Below are 22,219 nucleotides of genomic sequence, written 5' to 3'. Positions count from 1 at the left end.
ATAATCAGTTCCCCGACCTTTTCAGGCCGGACTGATTATCAATGCGCCGAAATCGAATGCGGACACCGCAGTGTGTTTGCACGTTTTGCCTATGATGATTAAACAGGTTCTTCAGTATGAATTTATCCCGTCAGGAACAACGTACCTTACACGTTCTCGCCAAAGGCGGACGCATTACGCACATCCGCGATGCGTCAGGCCGCGTCACCGCCGTTGAGTGCTATAGCCGCGAAGGGCTGTTGCTCGCCGATTGCACGCTCGCTGTATTCAAAAAACTCAAAACCAAAAAGCTGATCAAATCCGTTAACGGTCAGCCCTACCGCATTAATACAACCGGGCTGAACAACGTTCGCGCCCAGCCTGATAATCGCTAAGGAGATGATGATGGATATCAGCGCCGTTATTTTTGCAACGCATCGCATTCGGCTATTACCCGATGAAGGCAAAATCCCCTGGGACGAGCCAGCCTTCAGCCAACGCATGCTGGAAAATCATCTGTCGCAGGACCACGACTGGGCCAGCCGCCGGCTAACCGTGATTGAGCAACAGGTAACATGGATTACCCGTCAGTTACCCGCTGGCGCCCGCATTCTGGATCTCGGCTGTGGACCCGGTTTTTATACCCGCCTGTTAGCGGAGCGTGGGTTTCACTGCACAGGCGTAGATTTCTCTCCGGCATCCATCACATGGGCTCGCCAGCAGGCGCAAGCCGCAAACCTGAATATTGACTACATTCAGCAGGATATTCGTACATACCACCCCACGGAACCTTTTGATTTCATTATGATGACGTTTGGGGAACTGAATGTCTTTAGCGCTGCGGATGCGCAAAGCCTCATCAGTCATTGCGCGCAGTGGTTGAAACCGGACGGCAAACTGCTTGTTGAAGTGCATACCTTCGATGAAGTTAAACGCCAGGGCATGGCGCAGCCAGGCTGGCAGCATTGTCCGCACGGCCTGTTTCTTGCCGAGCCTCATCTGCTGTTAACGGAAAATGCCTGGGATGAAGAGGCCCAAACCAGCTCAACGCAGTTCTGGGCGATAGCGGAAAACGGCTGTACCACCCGTTTCGGCAGTCAAATGAAGGCCTGGCGCGATGATGAATATATCAGCCTGCTTGGTGATGCTGGCTTCACTGTGTTGCAGCGCCCGAACAGTCACACCTGGCCGGTCGGCGAGACTTTTGCAGGCAAGCTGTTTGCGCTGCTGGCTGAAAAAGCATCCACTTCTGAGGGAATCGCCCTCAGTAAAAGGAATAACCCAATGGATATCCCACGTATTTTTACCATTAGCGAAAGCGAACACCGTATCCATAATCCGTTTACAGCGGAAAAGTACGCCACGCTGGGCCATGCGTTACGCATGAAGCCAGGCACACGGATTCTCGATCTCGGTAGCGGTTCGGGTGAGATGCTCTGCACCTGGGCTCGCGATTACGGTGTTACAGGTACTGGCATTGACATAAGCCCGCTCTTCACCACACAGGCAAAACAACGTGCAGAAGAGCTCGGCGTCAGTGAATATGTACATTTTATTCATAACGACGCGGCCGGTTATATCGACGAGGAAAAATATGACGTGGCGGCCTGCGTAGGCGCTACCTGGATTGCGGGCGGTGTCGCCGGGACAATAGATCTGCTGGCCAAAAGCCTCAAACCTGGCGGGATCATTCTCATCGGTGAACCGTACTGGCGTCGGATCCCCGCAACGGAAGAGATCGCCCACGCCTGTGGCGTCTCATCCGTCGCCGATTTTCGTCCCCTGCCCGAGCTGGTCGCCTTTTTCGACCAACTCGGCTATGACGTAGTGGAAATGGTGCTGGCGGACCCGCAAGGCTGGGACAGATATGAAGCCGCGAAGTGGATGACCATGCGCCGCTGGCTGGAGGAAAACCCTGACGATGAGTTTGCGCAAGAGGTTCGAGCAGAACTGACGGTAGCCCCCAAACGTCACGTCACCTGGACGCGAGAATACTTTGGCTGGGGCGTATTTGCGTTAATCGCGCGATAACGTGAAGCAGGAGGTATAGCCTACAAGAGGTATACCTCCGTTTAAAAGTATGCAACAAATTAACGCGGCTCAAGGCGGGAATATATCGTCTTAGAGACTATCCCACCAGGCGTTATTGGCGCAGCCAGTTTGGACACGGACAGCGCGCAAAAACCGGAGCGTACACGTAGTACGTGAGGATTTTGAGCACTGCCCAGGTCCAAAATGGCAAGTAAAATAGCCCTAATGGGATAGGCTCTTAATTTCGCCATTAAGTTTCTGCCACAATATGTCGCAAGACGTGCAAGCGTTCCACCTCACCTGATGAGCGAAACCACCATCAATAAGACGTTATTGCTGCGATTCAATTATTAAGAATAAAAAAAAGAACCGGAAGAAAATTAGAAAATGACTTATCCACCATATTAGCTATTGTTAAAATCAAAGTAATCCTCCGTAAAATCTGGATGTTTTTATTTCTCATAGACGAGAATTTATATATTATGATATAATGCGGCAGAAAAACATGCAGGTTATTAACCTGCCATTAATGTAAATAATTTTTTGAGGAGATGTTTCCAGTGGGACGTAAATGGGCAAATATTGTTGCTAAAAAAACAGCTAAAGACGGTGCAACGTCTAAAGTATATGCAAAATTTGGTGTAGAAATCTATGCTGCGGCTAAACAAGGTGAACCAGATCCGGAATCAAACTCAGCTTTAAAATTCGTTATTGAACGTGCGAAACAAGCACAGGTTCCAAAACATGTTATTGATAAAGCCATTGATAAAGCCAAAGGTGGCGGAGATGAAACGTTCGTGCAAGGGCGTTATGAAGGCTTTGGACCCAATGGTTCAATGGTTATCGCTGAAACGTTGACGTCTAATGTTAACCGTACGATTGCTAATATCCGCACAATTTTTAATAAAAAAGGCGGGAATATCGGAGCGGCAGGTGCTGTCAGCTATATGTTTGACAATACTGGAGTGATTGTATTTAAAGGAACAGACCCTGACCATATTTTTGAAATTTTGCTTGATGCTGAAGTTGATGTTCGTGATGTAACCGAAGAAGAAGGAAACATCGTTATTTATACTGAAGCGACAGACCTGCATAAAGGAATCGCAGCGCTAAAAGCCGCTGGAATTACTGAATTTTCAACAACAGAATTAGAAATGATTGCTCAATCAGAAGTTGAACTTTCACCAGAAGATTTAGAAATCTTTGAAGGACTTGTTGATGCCCTTGAAGATGATGATGATGTGCAAAAAGTATATCATAACGTTGCAAACCTCTAATTATAAATTAAACAAATCTGTCTCTATGGCAGATTTGTTTAATTTATAAAGCTGTTATAAAAAAGTCTATCTGGCCAGATATATAGATTTTTAAATTTATGTGTCTTATCACAACCTGATCTGACACATAGCCTTGAAAGGTTGAGAATTACCGGTTTTGATATAGTGTCAAATCCTTATATAAAACATGAGATAATTCTCATGCTTCATACGACGAATCCCGTCAGCAAGATAAGCAAAAGCCAGCAATATCGGGCTACTTACAATCTCCCTGTGCTCTTTAAGGCACCGCCCTTATAAATTCCGCTTGCGCTCATGATGGCTCATCTGGCGCTCTACGCGTCGCCTGACTACAGGTGTGACTCCACCAGCGCGCTACAGACCATAGTGCGAGAACCGTGGCCGATTACTTTGATGCCTTTGATATGATTCTGTTTTTAGCAGATAACGTATACCCCACTCAAAATACTCCCCCAGATCAATGCCCTCCTCTGAACACCTCTTTCCTATGCCATTCCACAAACCGCTCACCCGGATAATTTTCTTTAACCGGGGGCAACGCGATCTCTTTCCCCGCAAAATCCCAGAACAACCGCTGTACCACTCCGCCACCATTCACCGCGTCGGAAACCACTACGCGCATATTTTCATCCAGGCCAATCGAACCACGATCGAACGCTTTATGATGGATTGCGCACAACGCCAGGCCATTAGGCACTTCACAAGGACCATGATGCTGCTTCCATCTGATATGGGCTGCTTCAAGGGCTATAGGGGCGTTGTCGTGGCGCATATTGAAGCCGCAGACCGCACATTGATAATTGTAAGCTCGTAGCACCGCCTGGCGGAATTTCGGATCGCGTTGCCTGAGAGAGGCGCGAATATCAAAACCCATCTCGTCAGCGATGTCTTCCTGAATACTGGTCGGAAAATGCGCCTCAAGGATCTGCTGCGCCAGCGCGTCGATTAGCTTACGTTTTTTTGTTACCAGCGCGAAATTGACGGCATCAAACCCACCAGCGACATTATATTCAATGAGTTCGCGCTTGGGCGGCTGGCGGCTACCACTCGTTGAGCAGAATTCCGCGTTTTGCAATTCCCAGAAACCATCGCCCTTCAGACGCCAGAACGGCATATCCGGGCGCTGTTCACGGCGCTGTGGCCCATAGCGCTCCAGCAAATCCAGCAATTGCTCATGAATTTCAGAACCATAATCAAATAGACGATCGTGACCCTGCCGATAGTGCGAGAGGACATATAACAGCAATAACGGCTTATGCGGCGCTCGCTGTTCGCCTTTGCGCCAAATAGTAATATTTGATATCGCTTGCTTTAGGGTTTTGTCAGAGGTCATTACATTGAAGAATTCATGAGCACATAGTTGCGATGATGCTCGCAACTATATGTACATTCAAGACATTATTGCAGACATATTTTTTGTCTATCGGCTCTGTACTGACAGTTAGCATTCTGATAACAACGGAAAAAACACAGCGCTCAACCGAGAAAGGTAGGTAACTTCTGGATTTTAGGCATAAAAAAGACCTCAGTTGAGGTCCATTTATATGCTTTTGGTGCGAAGGCCGGACTTGCCTTTAGGTTCAATGTATTGAAAATTGATGGATTTTTAGAATTTACTTTGGGGTTTGCCCCCAGAATGGGACATAAAATTGAATGCTGGGTGGAAGATCACAAAGTTGCGTGATTATTTTCCAGGACCGAAACGCATTCCAGAGTAAGGCTTTTCCCGGCATTGCGCCAGTCGAGATGCTAAATCTCCCACATGTAGCTCCAGCTTGTGGCCATCCGGATCAAGAAAATAGAAAGATTGCCCTTCGCTTTTATTGTCTTTCCAGACCGTCACTCCCGCCTGTTTCAGCTTACACGAGAACGGCTCAAAATCCTCTGGCGCAATGCTGAATGCGTAGTGGGTGTAGTCACTTTCCTGCGGGGCCACGTAGTTACGGGATACGTCGTAAGAAAGGCAGACCCAAAGGTCGCCACAGGTAAGGTAAGCGCCAGTATCCCACTCAGCATGTAGCTGCAACCCCAGCAAATCGCGCCAGAAGGTCAGGCTAGTTTGCAAATTACTGACAGCAAGCGTTAAGTGGTTCAGAGATTGAAGCATAGGGATACCTATAAATTATTATGTCTTCACAGGGAACGTTCTATCTCAAAAACAAGGAAAATTGAGATAGTTTTAAGTGGTGGTCTATATAACTCAAATTCATCAAATTTTGAGATAGCGACATGCCAATCAAAAGATCACCGGTACTTATTGCATTATCCCAACTTACCGGAGTGGATCTGAAGCTCAACCAACACTACAGCCGCGTGACAAACAATAAAGGTCGCTATCTTCCGTTTAACGGATTCTGCCGCCGCACGTCCAGTGGAGAAAATGCCTCTATCGCCTAAACGCTTACGAACTGCCCTAGGGATCCAAAGGGCTAAACTACTAGTGAAAAAAGATCTCAAATGGTGTCAATCAGCTTGCGAAAAAGCATATCATCAGCTGCGGGGCCAAGAGAAAAGAACCCTGGCCCACATAATAAAAGACTAGTGTACAGTTAGTAATGTACTCGGTACGCCGTATGAAGAAACAAATAACCCTTTTACCGCACGGGTTGCTGCAACATGGAGTAGCGCACGTTCATTAAATAGAGCATCACGTTGTTCAACAGGATCGTCAGATGATATGGCTTTCACTTCCGGCACGACGCCATCGTTGATACCCGCAAGGAACACATACTGGAACTCTAGCCCTTTAATGCGGTGCATAGTTGCCATACGCACACCAGGGCGTTGATCACTATCACCACTATCCTGACCTAAATTATAGGTCTCGATTCCAGCATCATTCAGAGCAGAAGCATAACGCTCGTAAGCATGCTTCGTACGAGCGGTAATGCAGATATCTTGGGAACGAACATCATTGGCTAACAACGCCTGAATTTGCTTGATAATCGTCGCAGCCTCTTCTTTAAAATCTGAAGCATAAGTGATCATGGGTTTTTCACCATGAAGCAATGATAAATAATCGTTGCTGGAATCAGTTTCACCATCCAGGTTATCAACCTTAACGCCGGTTAATAACCCGACAGCAAACTGTCGCGTCTCTTCTGTAGTCCGGTAGTTAATTTTCAGTTTTTTACTACGACGCCCACGAACATTAATCCCACACTGACCGAGCACGACTTTATTGCGGTAAATACGCTGATGTCCATCACCCACGATAAAGAGATCGTTAGGGGACTCCGGGACCAGACTACGAATAAGGGTAAAGGCCGGTGCGCCTATATCCTGAGCTTCATCGACTACGATACTGCTATAAGGCAATTGAACCTGTTTTTCTTTAAACAGAATAATAGCCTCATGCATGGCATCACCCATTTCTCGCAGTTTGGCACGCGCCATTTGTGCCCGGAACTCTTCGAAAACAGGCCAGATTTTCGCACGCTGAATACGTGATAACGCCGTACCACGACCAATACGGCTCACCTTCAGATATTCTTCACGGCTGTAAACAGCATTCGGCTGAACAATACGTTGCCACTCTTCAGAATAAAAGTTTTCTGGTAAACCCAGTTCAGCAGGGACTTGCTGCAAGGCATAGCTCCAGCATTTACGTCGCCCTTCATCGCTGTCATACACCACGCGGAAATCATATCCATGGCGTTTCAGTTGCTCGCTCATCCAGGCATCAATGTTAACAACTTCAATACGCGCCATCTCCTCACGACTACACAAACGCTGGAGGTTGGCGCGAATATCCGCCGCCAGGTTGCGGGTGAAGGTCGTGAACAGGACTTTCTTACCCGGTTTATCGGCCAGACGTTGGGATAACCAACGAGCACGATGCATCGCAACAACTGTTTTTCCCGTGCCTGCACCACCTAATACACGTACCGGACCATTTGCCGGAGACTCCACCAGTTTTCGCTGGCTCGGGTGCAGGAACACACGCCATTTTTCCAGTGGCGCATTGAGCATTTGCAGTAGCTCCTGTTCATTTTCAACAACATGGAAGCGACGTTTACTTCGCTCAATCGCCTCAATAAAGTCGTTAGTATCAACAGGCTCATTACGATGTTCGTTAAACTCTTCCAGCACTTCCTGGTAATCCAGCCCTTCTGCCAGCCAGTGTAGAGGTTCCCAAGCTTCCGCTGGCATCACGCTTTCTAGCTGATTCAGCCCCACTGTATCTACAAGAGCCATTACCTGCTCAATAAACACAGGAGGAACACCGAGCGCGAGGATCTGCTCCGCAGTATAAGCAGCAAAGAGTTTGGGTTTATCAACAACAACAGGTTCGGAGGCGGGTTTAATATAGCTGATATCAATTACCTGAATCGCACCAGTAACCGGGTGAATTGCACAATCATGTCGCCGCGCCCAGTCATAAGCTTCGTCGTGCTTATCCACCCACATCAGCATATACAGATCCCCCTGTTCGGGTTTCAGGACTATTCCCCGGTAGGTCTGATCAATACGCACGGAATGCACGTTATTGCTGCGCGCATCGTGGATTTTTTCGTAGTTAATTCCATTACTCGTCGGATCCTGGCGGAACTTGGAGATGAATTCCTGGACCTTTTTTTGCTGTGCTTTAGGAATCCGCGCAAAAGCCCCCAGAAAACCATCAGAAAGTGCCACCATTGGCGCTTGAACCGTCATTTGTCACCTCCGAACAGATGTTGTAATGTGCTTTCGTCAATTGGCCCGAACGCAACGTGCCAACCCTTACTTTCGAATAAAGGAGTAAAGTCCTGATTATCGATAATCAAGGCTTGCTTTTGTAACGGCCAGGCGAGATCGGCTTCCGCAATAATTTCACCATCGTCATCCTGCAATTCATATCCGACCGTCGGTGCCGGTAGCGATAACGACTGAAGCAAAGCGATTTCTTCTGCGCTCAATAAACCAAACTCAAGTATCTCCGCCCAGCTCTCGTCAGGCTGAATATCCACTACCACCGAAGTCTGCATTTTTACCGTTTCAGCCTCCTGCGGTAAATGAACCGCTTTACGGCTGGTAAATGTCATATCTGGCAGGAACTGCAGTAAATTCACCATCCACCAGAAACCGTTAAATCCGGCTTCATAGCCATCATCCTGCGAATAACGATCGTCAAAGCAAATATGCAACCTCAACCAATTTCGCATTTGTTCAATGCTTGTCGTTGATTTAATGGCTTGCTGAGGAACAACAACTGCCAGCTCAATGAACTGTTGTGATGAACTACAGCTATCCAGTAAACCTCCAAATACAAAAGGTTCATCAGGCAAAAGTGCATTCAACCGATAAGCGGGAGCGTTCTCCTGCATTTCATAGGCATACTTTTGTTTGGCTCCGGTATCCTGCGACTTTTTAGGATCCAGCCACACCCAAGCAAAGGCAGCGGCCATTTTCTGCCATAGCAGAGTTTTATTACCGGGATCAGAGAGATAATCGAGTAGCAGTGCAAAACTGTTTCTCTCCCTGAATGAACCTTCAAGCGTAGCAAAGTTTGTATCATGGAACGGGTTATAAAACTTAGGCTGTTTCATATCCGGGTTATGACCAAGCCCCATAACATTCTGTACATGTTTAATACCTTGTTCTTGAAGGTCTGCCCAGGTCACTGTCCATACCCAAAAATTACCGCTGTCTTTAATCGCCTGCCGTTTTTGGACATCATCCGACACGCTATCTTTATGAAAAGCAAAACCATCCAGGAAAATTGCTACCGGTTTTATCTTTTCTGACTGCATCAGAGGATAGAGCACATAATCTGGTCGGCTAAGGATGCCTACTCCTTCTTTAACCCCTAAATCAACCTGTGCTTTGAGATGCCAGCTCATCGCCGGTTCTGTACGGGTATTAATAATCCAGCCTGCATTCTGATGGGCATAACTCCGGCTCACGAGAAGATTTTTGTTATCCTGCAGGCAGTGAATGAACCGTTTTTCCAGTTCACTCCCCATCATGGCATCAAGTGAAATGTTTTTGATGGAATCAATAACGCGTATAGAAGCACTGGCCTTCAGGATTTTCGCCAGTAAGAGACGCGCCTGATCTCTTGATACATACTTCATACGTCCGCGGTCACGGTAAGCGTAAACACAGCGATAGCAGCCGTCTTTATGCGTATCATGGTTGCAGCTGCATTCCACTAGCGCCTTGTAGGCCAGCTCAAGTAATTTCAGAAGGTTGTCAGGTGTACGCATCAATTCTTTGAGTGAGCCAGTCCCCCCTGGTACGGTGTCGTAAATCACCAGATACTGACGCCAGGATTCGCCCTCATTTTCCGGCTCGCGATACACCACGCCTTTCAGATGATCCACGTTACCTTTGAAGTAATGTTTAAGCCCAAGCTGAATGGCTGCACCCAGGGAGGCTTCCACCACGCGATCGTTGCTGTAGCTGGTCACTGGCAGCAGGATACGCAATGCCTCAGATTCCAGTTGGCGATAAAGGTAGAGATAATCTTCAAACTTCGCTTTTTCGGGTTCAGCGCGATATTTACAGCTCAGGTCATGGCGTGGTTCATGGTCGCGAGGGCGCTGCACCATGCCGCAGCCGAGGCAAACTTTAAACCCGGTGCGTTTCTTTGCCTCTCCTGCGATCATCAGCTCATTGGCGTCATCCGCCATTTTGCCAAAGTTGATATCTCGCAGAGTCACTTTGCTCAAAAACTCAAAGCCAAACGGGATTTCTCCTTCATCAATAGCATAAGCGGCCGATACATCCTCTTTTTCGAAGCTGACCAGTAGCTGTCGCTGGAAGAATGCCGGTTCGCGACTATCGCTCTCATCACTGATCTGGCTGTCACGCGCGCTTGAGCGGGCATAAACCTGACGAAGCTTCAGTAATGTCGTTTTTTGCCCGGCATCAGCCCAACCTGGTGTGCCGCATTTTGGACAGTATTTATGCTGATCGCCGGTCTGATCGATATTCTCGCTGTAGTTACAGTGGCTGCAAATACGCCAGTTTTCAGGCTCAGACACTTTCAGATCAATCTGTTCGATTTCAACTTTGTGCCCACCCGCATAGAAGTTATTCAATGGAGCAAGCTCAGCCAGCGCCGTTGAAGCCGGACGTTCGTATTCGTAGGTCGTGTTTTGATATTCACGCGTCTCCCCACCATCTTTACGCCGCCACAGCACAGAACGCAGCGTAATACCGGCCTCCGGGAAGGCATAGTTGGGAAGTAATCCTTCATCGGTGAGGAAATTAAGCGTTTGCTTGTTGTTGATCTGGTTCACCAGCGCCATCAGCGCCTGACGTTCCGAAGTCAACTCGCGCATATCGCTGTCAAAGTTTTGATCGTGCGGATCGCTCTCCAGCTTGTCGATACTGCGCTTGAGCTTATCAATCCGGGAACGCAACGATTTGCGATCCTCCACCAGCAGTTTTAATGCTTCTTCTATACGTTGCACCAGAGAACGTTGTCCTGGTGCTCCTTGCAAATATGACAGGAGCTGTAGACGTGTGTCTTCCGTAAGGTCAGGGAAGATAGACGAAAACTGCTGAGCAATATACACATGATGCTGATCAACATAACGCAGGAAGTTATATGGGAACCCAGACTTGTGTCCAAACTCCAGCTCGTCCAGCATCTGCTTCACATTTTTGCTGATAGCAGATGCCGGGACGCCAGTTTTCACCCAGTTGTCCATGCAGAATGCGGCCAGCTGACGCTCCAGGATAGCCGTTGCGTTCAGGAACACACCAGGGGCCTGTACCTGCCCTTGCATCATCTCCAGAGGTTGTTCAAAGAAGAACTGATCGTGCGGGTTCCCCTCAGCCACCGTAATGTTAAGCGCATTGCCGTCTTTACGCCCGGCACGACCAATACGCTGTAAGTAATTAGCCTGCGCGGGTGGAACAGAACAGAGTAATACCGTAGAAAGGTCACCCACATCGATACCCATCTCCAGCGTCGGTGTTGCCGAGAGCAGGTTGATATTCCATGGCTGATTACCGCGGTAGAACGATTGTTCCGTAGCCTCACGATCTTCACGGCTCAGTAATCCGGTATGCTCTGCCCCCTGAACACGCGCGATGTCCATATTATCCCAGTGCCAGGTCACCGCATTTTCAGCTTCCTGATAGCGGCCTTCACAGCGCAGAGAAAGACATGGCGCGTTTCGCCAGTGCCACCCCTGATCGGCCGGTGCCCGAACAACCTCACGACAGCAAGAGCAGTTTAGCTGAACAACATCACGGCTCACCACCAGCGCCGAAGGTACCAGCCCCCATGCTTCTTTGCCTTTTGTATCAAAATCTTTTACCAACCCAGCCATTTTCAGTGCCGCAAACAGACATCGTAAAACCGTCTCGGCCAGGCTGCTGATAAACAGATTATTGCCGTTGCTGAGCGTTCGGTTGATCCAATGCTGATACCAGCTGGGGTTGGATTTCGCGCCAATCAGGCGATGGAAACCATTTATTTTTTCAAATGATGCATAGGCAGGTTTACGCGTTTTCGGGCCAATAGACGGCATATAGCGTGAAGTTCGCTCCTTCTGCGTCATCATAAAGGTCTTACCCTCACGCCGATAACTTTCGAACGCCGGATGCAGAACAGCTCCCGCCTGCCGCTGATGCCAAAGAACGCCAATCACCAGGTGTGCCACCTGCTCAACGCTGACCCCATCCATTTCATCACCCAGCTCTTCGACAAGCTGTTGGTGAAGCGCCGTTATCGCTGAATTGAAACGTGCAATATCAATTCCTGCAGCTGCGTAACCCGTGGCCTCAAGCGTACGTCCAATTCGCGCGCGTAGGGTAAATTCGCTGTATACCTCCCAGTCGAGACGAAGAGAAACCAGCTCCGGTAAATCGGAACTCTCTGCCAGCTGGCCTTCGTTCTTCAGCGTCTGGTAATCGTTCATCCACTGCATGTTGGGCGCGATGAAGCTCGCGACAAAATGAGCATCATCCGGTGAACGCTCACGCGTCTGCCGGCAGACGCGTGCCGCAAAGGTATCCAACGGTAACGTTTCTTTTTCACCCAACACGCTGGCGATTTGTCCGCGTACCATCAACGGCCAGGTTCGGGCGGTAAAGAAACTGGCGCGGTGTGCGGCATCCTGTACCGAGTCAGAAAACGTAATCAGCTTTTTATGTTCGTTGAACTGGCTGCCATAAAGCTGATGGATCATCACCGCCGACAGGCTGGCTGCCTGTGACCCAAGAATCGAAATACCCTGTTTGCTGTTGCAGTACGGGCATTCGTTGGCAAATTCCAGCTCATCCTTACGCTCTTTGAGCATATCCGGGATAAGTACTTGTAGCAGACCAGTATGGCCACAATGCCCGCACTGCACGTTAGATTGCTTATTGAGCTTTAAACAGGAAGGGCACAGCTTCTGGTGAACACCGCTGACAGGTTTATCGTTGTTATCCGGGAAGGCCAGTACAATAGAACGGCCTTTTTCGAAGAACTGACGATAAATACCGTCCAGATCAGTTTCGAGTTGAACGCTCTGACCATGGCGCAGGCTCGCCCACCCGGTAGCATGGCAGTCACGACAGTGAATAACGGGAAGATAATGTTCGCGATCTTCCACCGCGACATCATCAGCAAAAACAAGCTCAGGTGTTTTTGACACGCTGGCGACCAGGCGGCGCATCTCGCGCAACCACAGCTGAGAACGTAGTTGCACAAAAGGCAGAACGGGACGTGCTTTATTCGCCTGTAGGCGCTTTTCCCGATCTTCCTGTTTTTCTGGAACCTCCAGGCGTGCCTGGGCAATTAGTGCCAGAATGCTTTGCAGCACGCGGGTTGCATGCCCGGCGCTTTCCGCCAGCATCACCTGGAGATTTTCCAGGCACTGCTGTTCCGACAAAATTCCCCCCTGCAAATCCTCAAGGAGTACGTGCAGGATGCTGTGGCGACGTAACAATGAGCCCAACTCAATACGCTTTTCACGTCCGAGATCGCTGTCCAGCTCGGCAGGTAATTGCAGTGAACTATCCGGGAACCACAGCGGAATTTGTCCGTTCAGATAATCTACCGGGCTGGCGTACGTTTGCGGATCCAGCGCTGCGCTGACATCCTGTCCCGGATACTGACTATACTCGATGGTATAACCTTGCAGATACTCTGCCGCCGTGAAGCGATCTTCGCGAATAACCGCGTCATCGCTAAACGGCTGATCAAAGATCGTTTTCGCATAATCGAGTAGTTGCCCCAGTTCGTCACCTACGGTAGCCGACGTTCCCACACAGGCAAAACGCTTGTCATCGACACCGATATGATGCTTTAAGCGGCGCACCAGGCAGGCCAAATCCGACCCCTGCGCACCATCAAACGTATGCAGTTCATCCACCACCAGATAACGCAGTGACCCTGGCTGGTTATAGCGCCAGAGCTTCTGATCGCCGGGGCGCATCAGCAGGTAATCCAGCATCTTATAGTTGGTCAGCAGGATATCCGGCGGGTTCTCGCGCAGGGTATGTTTGCAGGTGATGACTTTATCCGCAGACATCTTTTTGCTGGGTTCGATTTCACTGTCGCCGACAAACAGGCCGACGGTCACTTTGCCATGCAGCTGCGGATCGCTGGCGATGGTTTTGGCGAAACGGCTGGCCTGGTCGGTTGCCAGAGCGTTCATTGGATAAATGATGATCGCTTTAACACCGGCCTCTGATACCCCAGCACAATGGTTAAGCAGCGGGAACATAAAACATTCCGTTTTACCGGAACCCGTCCCGGTCGCCACCAGCGTCGGCAGAGGCACCTCGATACCCAGGCGCTGGAACGCCTGCGCCTGATGAGCGTGCGGTGGGAACGGCAGCGTCAGGTTAGGGAAGAAGTTCAGCGGTAAGTCACTTTTGCGAAACGGCAGCTGAGCGGAAAGATACGGCCCTTTCAGCAGCGTTTCCGGCTGGGACAGAAATTGCTCCAGCATCGAGACGTTATTATTTTCTTCACCATTAAACAGCGGGCTGTTAAGCGGGAAGGCTGCCCGTAAAAAGGAGGCAACGCTGTCGGCAACCTGCCGACTGACAACGGAAGGCAGCATCAGGCGCTCCTGCGTTCAGAATAAGTAAGTAAACATGTTGCGACAGTGTCGGGTAAATCATATTGATTACCAAACATAATCAGCCGCTTCCTTGGCCTTGATATCGTTACATATACTTTGTTGAGCTCTTGTGGATTAGCCCAGTCTATTTTCTCAAGCCCAACATAAATCATGGTGTCAAACTCCAGGCCTTTGACATTCTCAGCACAGGAGAAATGAACCTGATACTTTTGGGCGAGATCGATATGTTCTGCAACGCGCGGAGTCCTTGAAGACTTCTGAATCAAATCATTGCGTACACGCACCTCCAGTTCCCGGGCTAGAGCCAGGTCTGGACAGATAACAGCAATAGTCCGCCCATGAGGTTGTTCACTAATGAGATCGACCAATTCAGCATCAATGTTATCGAAAGGCTGGTTGATGAACCTTTTACTAGTCCCGTTTTGCGCTTGTTCTCGCCAGAGAGTGAGCTGCTCTGCCGACTGCTGCAAGCGACTATCGTTCTGAACTAACGAGCGAAAGAGCATCGACGTCGCCGCCAGCTGTGGCTCTCGTTCCTGTCTTTTATTTTCTTTTAGCAGGAATTTTGTCAATGAATGGTAAGGGAAACAGGCATCAAGATCGTGAACATTCCCACGGCCTAGCTGCTGATGCATATCCCCCACTAGCGTTACTGCGTGATATTTCGGATCGGCCTGTTGAGCCATCAGGAAAACCTGCACTTCTGTAAAATCCTGAACTTCATCAATAAAAACAGAAGGATACCAAGGCTGCTCCTGCAAGCGCGGAGCAAGCCGACTGGATTGCGCACCGCGTGTTATGATTTGAGCAAGCGCTAACAGAATATCTTTATCATGATCTGCCAGTAATTTCGCTTTTAGACGTTCTGACGCCTGACTCACATGCGGGTAGTCCTGCCAGTATTGCGGGAAGGAGAGCAACGCATCCCGATAGAGATCGGCATACTGCCACGAGCTATAAATCCGTTGCATCTGAGAGCGAAGCCGTGCTGCGAGAGAGGTTTGCGTTTTCTCTTCACCCACTTCAATTTTGCGTACAAAGGGGTTCGGCTCAGACAACGAAAAAATGCGTTTCTGGTTAATACCAAACAGCTTTTGGTTGATAAGATGGATGTTGACCGCGTCAAAATCTTTCGCCCACGTAATTTTGATGCTATTCACCACCGATGGAATATCACACACCAGTTTAAGATCGGTGCGACATTCCCAAATAATCTCTGCATCTTCAGCGGAATAAACGCTCAGACCATCTTCGCTTCGCACGCTGCCGTTTTGCGCAAAAATGTTGAGCAAATCGGTGTATGTTTCAATCAATATCTCCGTCGCTTTCCGGCGAGGTCGGTCGTTCTCATCACGGATCCGCTCGACAACGACGAACACCACGCTCATTTCACGCAGGGTTGTTACTGCCGCTTTAGCCTCTTTTACAATCAGCCATTTTTCCTCAGACGGATGCACCCAGAGCGTATTCTTATCAAACAAATCACGTTCGATCCGCTCATGTGCATTGACCAACCGGCTCAGAAGGTTATCCAGTGCAAAAGCGTCGCCAGAATGCCCGGAGAGCTGATTGAAAAGAGAAGCATAATCTGACGCCAGGCTCCGTTTCACGAGCTCCAGTAAGGCATTTCCAGCTTTAGTTTCTGCCAGGAATTGCGCTTTGAGTAGCTCCGCGGGGATGCTTAGTGAGGCCAGTTGCTTTTGCAGTTCAAGCTGAAGGAGAGCGCCGATCGCTTGCGCTGACGCATAAAGCCAGTTCATGGTTGTTTCAGCAGAGAAATCATAGGAAAGATTTTCTGAGACATTCGTAAACTTAGCGCGAGTCACTTTCTGCCCTTCCGCGCTGGTCGACGTGGGGCGTTGCTCAAGCTGGCGAACATTGTTAAGCCGATAAACCAATGAACGGTACTCTTCTATTGGTAGTTTATCGATGCTCAGCGACTGGCAGGAAGCCTTCAGATAGTTTACCAGCTCTCCCGTTCGTACAAATCCCACACTGCTTTCATCTAAAAAGTCAGCATTAAACCGTTCTTCATCGGGGGTACGGGCTAAGTCGCATAGCGTTTTCGCACGCCCAAGTGCGACACAGGTTTTACCTGATCCTGCCACCCCTTCAACTAGCATGGGTCCCATGGTCGTCGCACCAGTCATGACGCTGAGCTGTTCCTCTGTCGGATTAAGAAAGAAATAGTTGCTCAGCCCAATATAATTGTCACGGTCATCATCGCTGCGACCATAAATATCGTAGTGATTTAATTGCTCTTCGGCATCATCCAGGAACAACTCATAATCTTGTCCAGTCGCCAAATCCAACCAGTTTTCCGACTCCTGCTCGATACTGTCAGCAGGAGTGTTTTCGAAGAGTGGTGACAATGCCACATCCGTCACAACGGCTTGCTGATGTTTAGGTCGATACCATCGCTGTAAAGAGAGTTTCAGATTATTAATTACAGTCTGAAGACCTTGCTTACCTTTACCCGCAATTGAATTTGATTCCATTACCTGAAAATTCTTGATGTTCTGTGCCGCTTCAATACCGCTAAAACGAGCAAAATTGCGGATTTCGACAATAGTGTACCGCCCCCATTGATTGCTTTCAGATTTCAGCCCAATTTGGGCCTGGCGGCATAACCGACCAATAGGTGAATTAGGGGTCGCATATCCTAACTTAGTGCTGGCGTAATCACAGGTTGCCTGAGAGGTACGCAGCACCTGACGGCCCGAATATTCAGTGTCAATGACGACAGTTTTCCCGAAGCCATGGCGATAGAGCTCTTCGTAACCTCTTCGCTGAAAAGCACTCGTGGAACGCCGACGATCCTCCGCGTAACTGATCACTTCATTGAGTGCATCCAGTTCCGTTTTTACAACGTTATGTCGCTCGGAAGATTGTTCGTCAGAGAGTTGATCCAACTGCTCAGGTAACCGGTATATCGCCATGCAAACGTCCTGAAAAGGGCGTAGCTCGTAGGGCTACGCCTGATACGTTAATTGATATGTTCAGAAAAGAATGACCAGGCGACTTTATAGTCGTCTTCACGGTCAGGTTTGATAAAAGGTGCCTGCCAGACGACGGTTCGGCGCTCGCCTTCATCGCTGCGGGTATAATCATCAAAAGTGACGCTAACGGTACCGGTTTGCAGATGTTTGACATCATCCCAGCCGATAGCTTGATCGGTACAGTCGCCGCCGCTCCAGTCTGGGCTGTCGACATCAAAGACAAAGCCATTTTTCAGGTCCGCCTTACGCGCGGTACGCGGCAGGCCAACACCCAGCAGCCCTTTACTTGGCGTAAAGATAATGCGACCGTTTTGATCGTACCAGGTATCGGCTTCGTATTGGCGCATGACCGGGAACTGGACACGGTAAAGAGTAAGCAGTTCTTCGAGGGTTAACCCCAGCGCCTGTGCTACCAGCACGTCGATTTCCACCAGCGCCTGACGACGACTGTAGTCGGAGCGTAAAGCGCAGTTACGCTGCCACTCTGGAGTCAGATTGGCGAAGAAATCTTGTGGAAGTTGCGTGAGATTGCGGCTCCAACGCTGAATGTTGAAATCTGGGGAGTAGCTGGATTGCCAGAAATCAGAATAACTCGTGGTTAATGCACTTAATGACATGACACGAGCAGATAAGTGATGCGCTGTTTCAACAAAATCAGGCAACGCGTATTCTTCTATACTCTGATGAAGGTTAGTTCTGCCTGACAACTTCATCATGAAATCATAAATCAGAGAATATGCAGCTCCAGAGACGCGAATAAGTAAATCGGATGAATTAAAACAATATGTTCTCACGCCATTAGTATGAGCTACATCTTTTGGTACTAATGCAGGTACTAATCCTTTTTCAGCTCCAATACTAATCATAGCTCTCAGAGCCAAGCGATAATAATCCGTCACCTTCCTCGGTTCATCTTCGCCTGGTTCAGTCCACGTAACGCGTGGTGTACGTTTGGCATATTCCTGCTCATCACATGCCGGAATATAGTTAGTGCGCGGCAGATAGTCATCAGGCAGAGTTAGCAGATCGAGGCAGTCATAATGTCCTTTCTCGGTGCAAATCTCTCGAGGTGTTTTATAAAGCGGCGTTCCGACATAGAAATGTGGTCCAGATAGAATCCATTGTGCAACATCCTCCGGGAATTGGGTATGCCGCTCAATGGTGCCATCACTTTGTTGATTTGTTTCATGCCACATTTCAAGAGACAGATATTGTCCCTGCAAATCCCCTAACCGTTTGGGCTGATCTGCAAATTTTTCAAGTACAGAAACAAGCGGTTCAGCATGAAGCGCAGGAAGTCGAGCCTCAAGAGCTGGCGTACCCTCTCCATCATAAAGGCTGGCAAATAGAGCAAGCCGTTCCATCCCAACAGTTAAAATACGGCTTTGATGCCCAGATTCATTCCATGAACCTGTTTCATCATCTTTAATGCCACCAACTTCACCGGAGCCATCATGAGCAAAGCAAAGCTCAATCGTTTTGGCTGAGAAAAGGTTAGCAATATTAACAAACTCAACATGATCGTTTTTTGTACTGGAATAAATATTAATGCTGTACTTAACTCTATCGCCAATAGGGAACAATATTCTCTGGTTCTGAAACTGAAAATGCGCCCTCAGCCTCGGATATACCGACGCACGCAGCTGCCCACCTTTCGGGTCATCATAAATCCCTTCTGGGTGCAGGAAACCTGCCACGCCTTTCTGCGCTCCTAAACGCCATGCCTGCGGCAGGAAGCATTTATACAGATTGGTCTGCACGCCACGTAACACCGGGTAATTCTGCTGCGCATTAAGGAAGTTTTGCATCCCTTCGCAGCCTTCATACTCGCTGCGCCATGCTTCTTCCAGCGCCGGGATGGCGTTAAAGGTATCAACACGCAACATTGCCAGCTTCGATGCACTCAGCTTACGCAGCACAAACTCCGGCTCGTAATCGCCCAGCACGCCAGCTTCCTGCCATTCTACTTTCAACCACGGTGGGTTTCCGAGCATCAGGTCAAAGCCGCCGCGTTCGGCAAACAGATCGCAGAATTCCAGATCCCAATGGAAGAAACGGTGCTGCTTTTTCAGCGCATCAACAATCGCCAGACGTGGTAAATGACGGAACAGCACTTCAGTTTTCAGGCGACCTGCACCGGAAAATAGCGAAGACTCTTCACGCACCATGCCCTCGTCGGCAAACAGATCGCCGGTAGCCTGTTCTGTACTTTCTATCACTCTTTCCGTGACGACAATACCGTCGAGCAGAGTCTCCATCTCCATCAGCCACATACCGCGATCCGGCAGTTCATCCGCTTTGTCGATCGGCCAGAACCACAGCGCACACCAGTAGTCCATCACCCAGCGCAGTTTCAGATAGGTACTGTTATCTTCGAGGCGGCCGCTGAAGGTTTCATCTTTACTGCTTAAAGAAGAGCGGGCTTGGTTCGTATTTTCCGCAGGCCAAACCGGATAATTGTCGGCGGTTTTCTGGCGCTCAGCTTTCAGCTGCTGACGGAACGTGTTCCAGAGCGCTTCCACTTTGCCGCTGATGCGCTGCACATCGGCAATCTCATGCGGTGCAAAGCTTTTGGTAAACTCTTTGCGCCAGCTGTCCAGCGCTTTGAAATCATCCGGATAGCGCTGTTTGACGGTTTTGTCGCTGTAGTTGGCCATACCGCTATCCGGCAGCAGGAAGTGGAAAATCTGCTTCTCCTCGCGTGGAATATTCATCGCCAGCTCGGCCGGTTCACTGTTAAGCCAGCTCGGATCTTTCGCTTTTTTGTAGGTCAGCTCGCTCTTGTTGAACACCTGACGGCGTGCGCCCACCAACGAGTTGCCACAGTGCAGCTGGTAGCCAAACCACGGTACAAATGCATCGCCGCTGATGGCATTCAGCCACAGCGACACTTCCGCCAGCTCCACCGCCACCGGGTTTAAGTCCACGCCGAATACGTTGTTGTCGGCAATGTACATCTTCACCCTTTGCAGCTCCTGGGTGTAGCGATCCTGAGGAATACGGCGACCTTCCGCCTGCTGTTTGTGGAACAGGTAAGCTTCCGCCAGCTGGTTGATGGCTTCGTTAAGGAATGCTGCGCTGCCCATCGCCGGTTCGCACACGGTGAGGTTTAATATGGCGTCGGCTTTGGCGTGCGGATCGGTAATCGGATCAATTTGCTCTTTAAACAGCTCTTTCAGGGCATATTTGACTAACGAGCGGGTCAGCACTTCCGGGGTGTAGTAAGAGGCGGATTTTTCGCGGTCACGCCCGGCCATCCGATAGATAAAGCTGCCTTTACGGTGAATACGCAGGCTGCCGTCTTTTTCGTAAACCTTCTCGTCGTCGTGGTATTTGCCGATCTCGTCTTTGCTGACGAAGTAGCCTGTTTCCAGCTCGTTAAACTCTTCTCCAGCTTTTTTCACCTCGTAGAGGTCATCACTGGCAAAGAACCCTCTGTAGGAGAGCAGCGCTTCATACACTGCACCTAACTGGTTGATACCCAACTGACGATAGGAGATACGCCCCCGGCGGTTGAAACGTCCTTTACCCGGGCGGCTTAACGACATCGCCTGAATAATTTGTTGCAGGGTTTCGTTGCGAAATACCACGCGGTTAAGAATGCGGGTGTTATTCGCTTCAAACAGATGGCTTTCAAGGCGCGGTACGCTGAACTGATGGCTGTGAATAGTGATCTGATCGCCGCTCTCCAGATCGCTTTGCATTTTTACGCCGCCGCTGTAGCCATCACGCACCAGCTTGAACAGCATATTCAGGCTATCGTGGAAATAGCGCCCATTGCGATCTTCTTCGCTGGTCAGCGGGATCATCTCCAGATCGCGCAGTGTTTCCAGGCTGTAACCCTGCAGATAGGTTTTGGCGGTCATCGGCGCATAGCCTAGCTCCGGGCGAGCTTCGATATAGAACAGAAACAACAGGCGATACATATACCGCAGGCATTCGCGGCTCAACTCATCCGGGTTAATAGCTCGTTTCCCGGTGTAATAAGCCAGCTCGTTGTTGATGAGATAACGCATCGCTTCATTGCCCAACAGCTCAATGCTCTCACGCAGGGCATATTTCAGATCTTCCGACACGCCAAACGCATGTTTGTGCGAATTGTCATCCAGCGAATCGAGGTACGGCGCACCGCTGCCTGGCAACAGCGAATCTTTGTGTAGCAACACCGACGTCGCTTTCAACGTATCCGTTTCACGACGGCTTAAAATTTCTTCAAAGTCAAAGCGCAGCAGACGGTTTTGCGCCCACTTAGTACGATCCAGCAATAACAGCTGGCGGTTACCGAGCAGCAGCACAAAACGCGGCGGTTCATTTTGTGTAAAGACCACCGTGGAGAGCAGATCCTGCCAGCTGCGGTATTCGCCGTTCGCTTTTTTACGCAGACTGTCGCGCTTATGTTTATCGGTATCTGCCGGGAACTGCGCGGTCAGCAGCGACAGCGCCAGCGGATCCAGCGTTCCTTCATCCTGATCATGTGCTTCAACAATCCACAGCCACGGGCTGCCGTCGGTGCTGTTGTAACGAGCCAATACCGGCAAAGGCGTATCGTCATCCAGCATCTGAATATGCGGATTGGGTTCATAACCCAATGCCTTTAACAGCGGCTGCCAGCGAGTGCGCTGATCGGCAAGACGCTGCGGGATCTGGCGCTGTTTTTCATGCTCAGTGAGTTTGCGGAAAAACTCTGTCGCCAGGCTGTTAAGCTGGTTCCACGGCGCGCGGTAGCCCGCCTCAACCTCTTTGCCCTGTTCACGGGCAGCGCGTTCAACTTCGCGAGCGGCATTTTCCTGCTCAATCCAGGGCTCCAGAACATCGCGAATATCGCTGGTAAAGACTTCGCCCAGATAGTGGTTGGAGTAAAATTCGTTTTCGTTATTAATACCGACCAGCGCCATGA

10 protein-coding genes are annotated in these 22,219 nt (G+C 49.5%); 4 read left to right on the top strand and 6 right to left on the bottom strand.

The features are described from left to right. Nucleotides 1-116 precede the first annotated feature (116 nt). The 3 genes from NA986_RS19085 (at nucleotide 117) to NA986_RS19075 (ending at nucleotide 3,287) form a co-directional block, all read left to right on the top strand. Entirely contained in the window at nucleotides 117-374 is a 258-nt protein-coding gene (locus NA986_RS19085) for a YjhX family toxin (protein WP_001054380.1), read from the top strand. A gap of 4 nt (nucleotides 375-378) precedes the next feature. Then, nucleotides 379-2,010 (top strand): class I SAM-dependent methyltransferase, encoded by a 1,632-nt coding sequence (locus NA986_RS19080; RefSeq protein ID WP_077957208.1) that lies wholly within the window; start codon nucleotides 379-381, stop codon nucleotides 2,008-2,010. Nucleotides 2,011-2,570: 560 nt separating this feature from the next. Further along, nucleotides 2,571-3,287: a YebC/PmpR family DNA-binding transcriptional regulator gene (locus tag NA986_RS19075; RefSeq protein WP_000532939.1), complete on the top strand. Its 717-nt coding sequence runs from the start codon at nucleotides 2,571-2,573 to the stop codon at nucleotides 3,285-3,287. A gap of 478 nt (nucleotides 3,288-3,765) precedes the next feature. On the opposite strand, the gene NA986_RS19070 is transcribed toward NA986_RS19075, so the two are convergent. Together NA986_RS19070 and NA986_RS19065 are read right to left on the bottom strand one after the other, a co-directional pair. Further along, the gene (locus NA986_RS19070; protein ID WP_070793921.1) at nucleotides 3,766-4,641 is read right to left on the bottom strand and encodes a phosphorothioated DNA-binding restriction endonuclease; all 876 of its coding nucleotides are present in this window, start codon (nucleotides 4,639-4,641) and stop codon (nucleotides 3,766-3,768) included. Nucleotides 4,642-4,992: 351 nt separating this feature from the next. Further along, nucleotides 4,993-5,415 carry a fosfomycin resistance glutathione transferase FosA7.4 gene (locus tag NA986_RS19065; protein ID WP_023216493.1) on the bottom strand — a complete coding sequence of 141 codons (423 nt, stop codon included), beginning with the start codon at nucleotides 5,413-5,415 and terminating at the stop codon, nucleotides 4,993-4,995. Nucleotides 5,416-5,537: 122 nt separating this feature from the next. Here NA986_RS19065 and NA986_RS19060 point away from each other — a divergent pair, with 122 nt between their 5' ends. After that, complete coding sequence (locus NA986_RS19060; RefSeq protein WP_165850583.1) at nucleotides 5,538-5,705, top strand: hypothetical protein; 168 nt, start codon at nucleotides 5,538-5,540, stop codon at nucleotides 5,703-5,705. Nucleotides 5,706-5,846: 141 nt separating this feature from the next. Here the strand turns inward: NA986_RS19060 and NA986_RS19055 are convergent, their stop codons facing one another. Genes NA986_RS19055 through NA986_RS19040 form a run of 4 tightly spaced genes read right to left on the bottom strand, consistent with a single transcriptional unit; the run spans nucleotide 5,847 to nucleotide 22,217 of the window. Continuing rightward, a complete protein-coding gene (locus NA986_RS19055) occupies nucleotides 5,847-7,964 on the bottom strand; it encodes an ATP-dependent helicase (protein WP_023216492.1) in 2,118 nt (705 codons plus the stop codon). Continuing rightward, on the bottom strand, nucleotides 7,961-14,302 hold the full coding sequence (locus tag NA986_RS19050; RefSeq protein ID WP_070793922.1) for a DEAD/DEAH box helicase: 6,342 nt from the start codon (nucleotides 14,300-14,302) through the stop codon (nucleotides 7,961-7,963). Before NA986_RS19050 ends, NA986_RS19055 begins: the two co-directional genes overlap by 4 nt. Then, complete coding sequence (locus tag NA986_RS19045) at nucleotides 14,302-17,262, bottom strand: hypothetical protein (protein ID WP_023216491.1); 2,961 nt, start codon at nucleotides 17,260-17,262, stop codon at nucleotides 14,302-14,304. The genes NA986_RS19050 and NA986_RS19045 overlap by 1 nt, the downstream gene beginning before the upstream one ends. A 47-nt stretch (nucleotides 17,263-17,309) precedes the next feature. Further along, entirely contained in the window at nucleotides 17,310-22,217 is a 4,908-nt protein-coding gene (locus tag NA986_RS19040) for a class I SAM-dependent DNA methyltransferase (RefSeq protein WP_023216490.1), read from the bottom strand. Nucleotides 22,218-22,219 lie beyond the last annotated feature (2 nt).

It is taken from the genome of Salmonella sp. NW177 (assembly GCF_051811585.1).
In the GTDB taxonomy this organism is placed as follows: Bacteria; Pseudomonadota; Gammaproteobacteria; order Enterobacterales; family Enterobacteriaceae; genus Salmonella; species Salmonella enterica.
The sequence above is the reverse complement of the archived record's forward strand: the minus strand, read 5'-3'. Positions and strand labels throughout refer to the sequence as shown.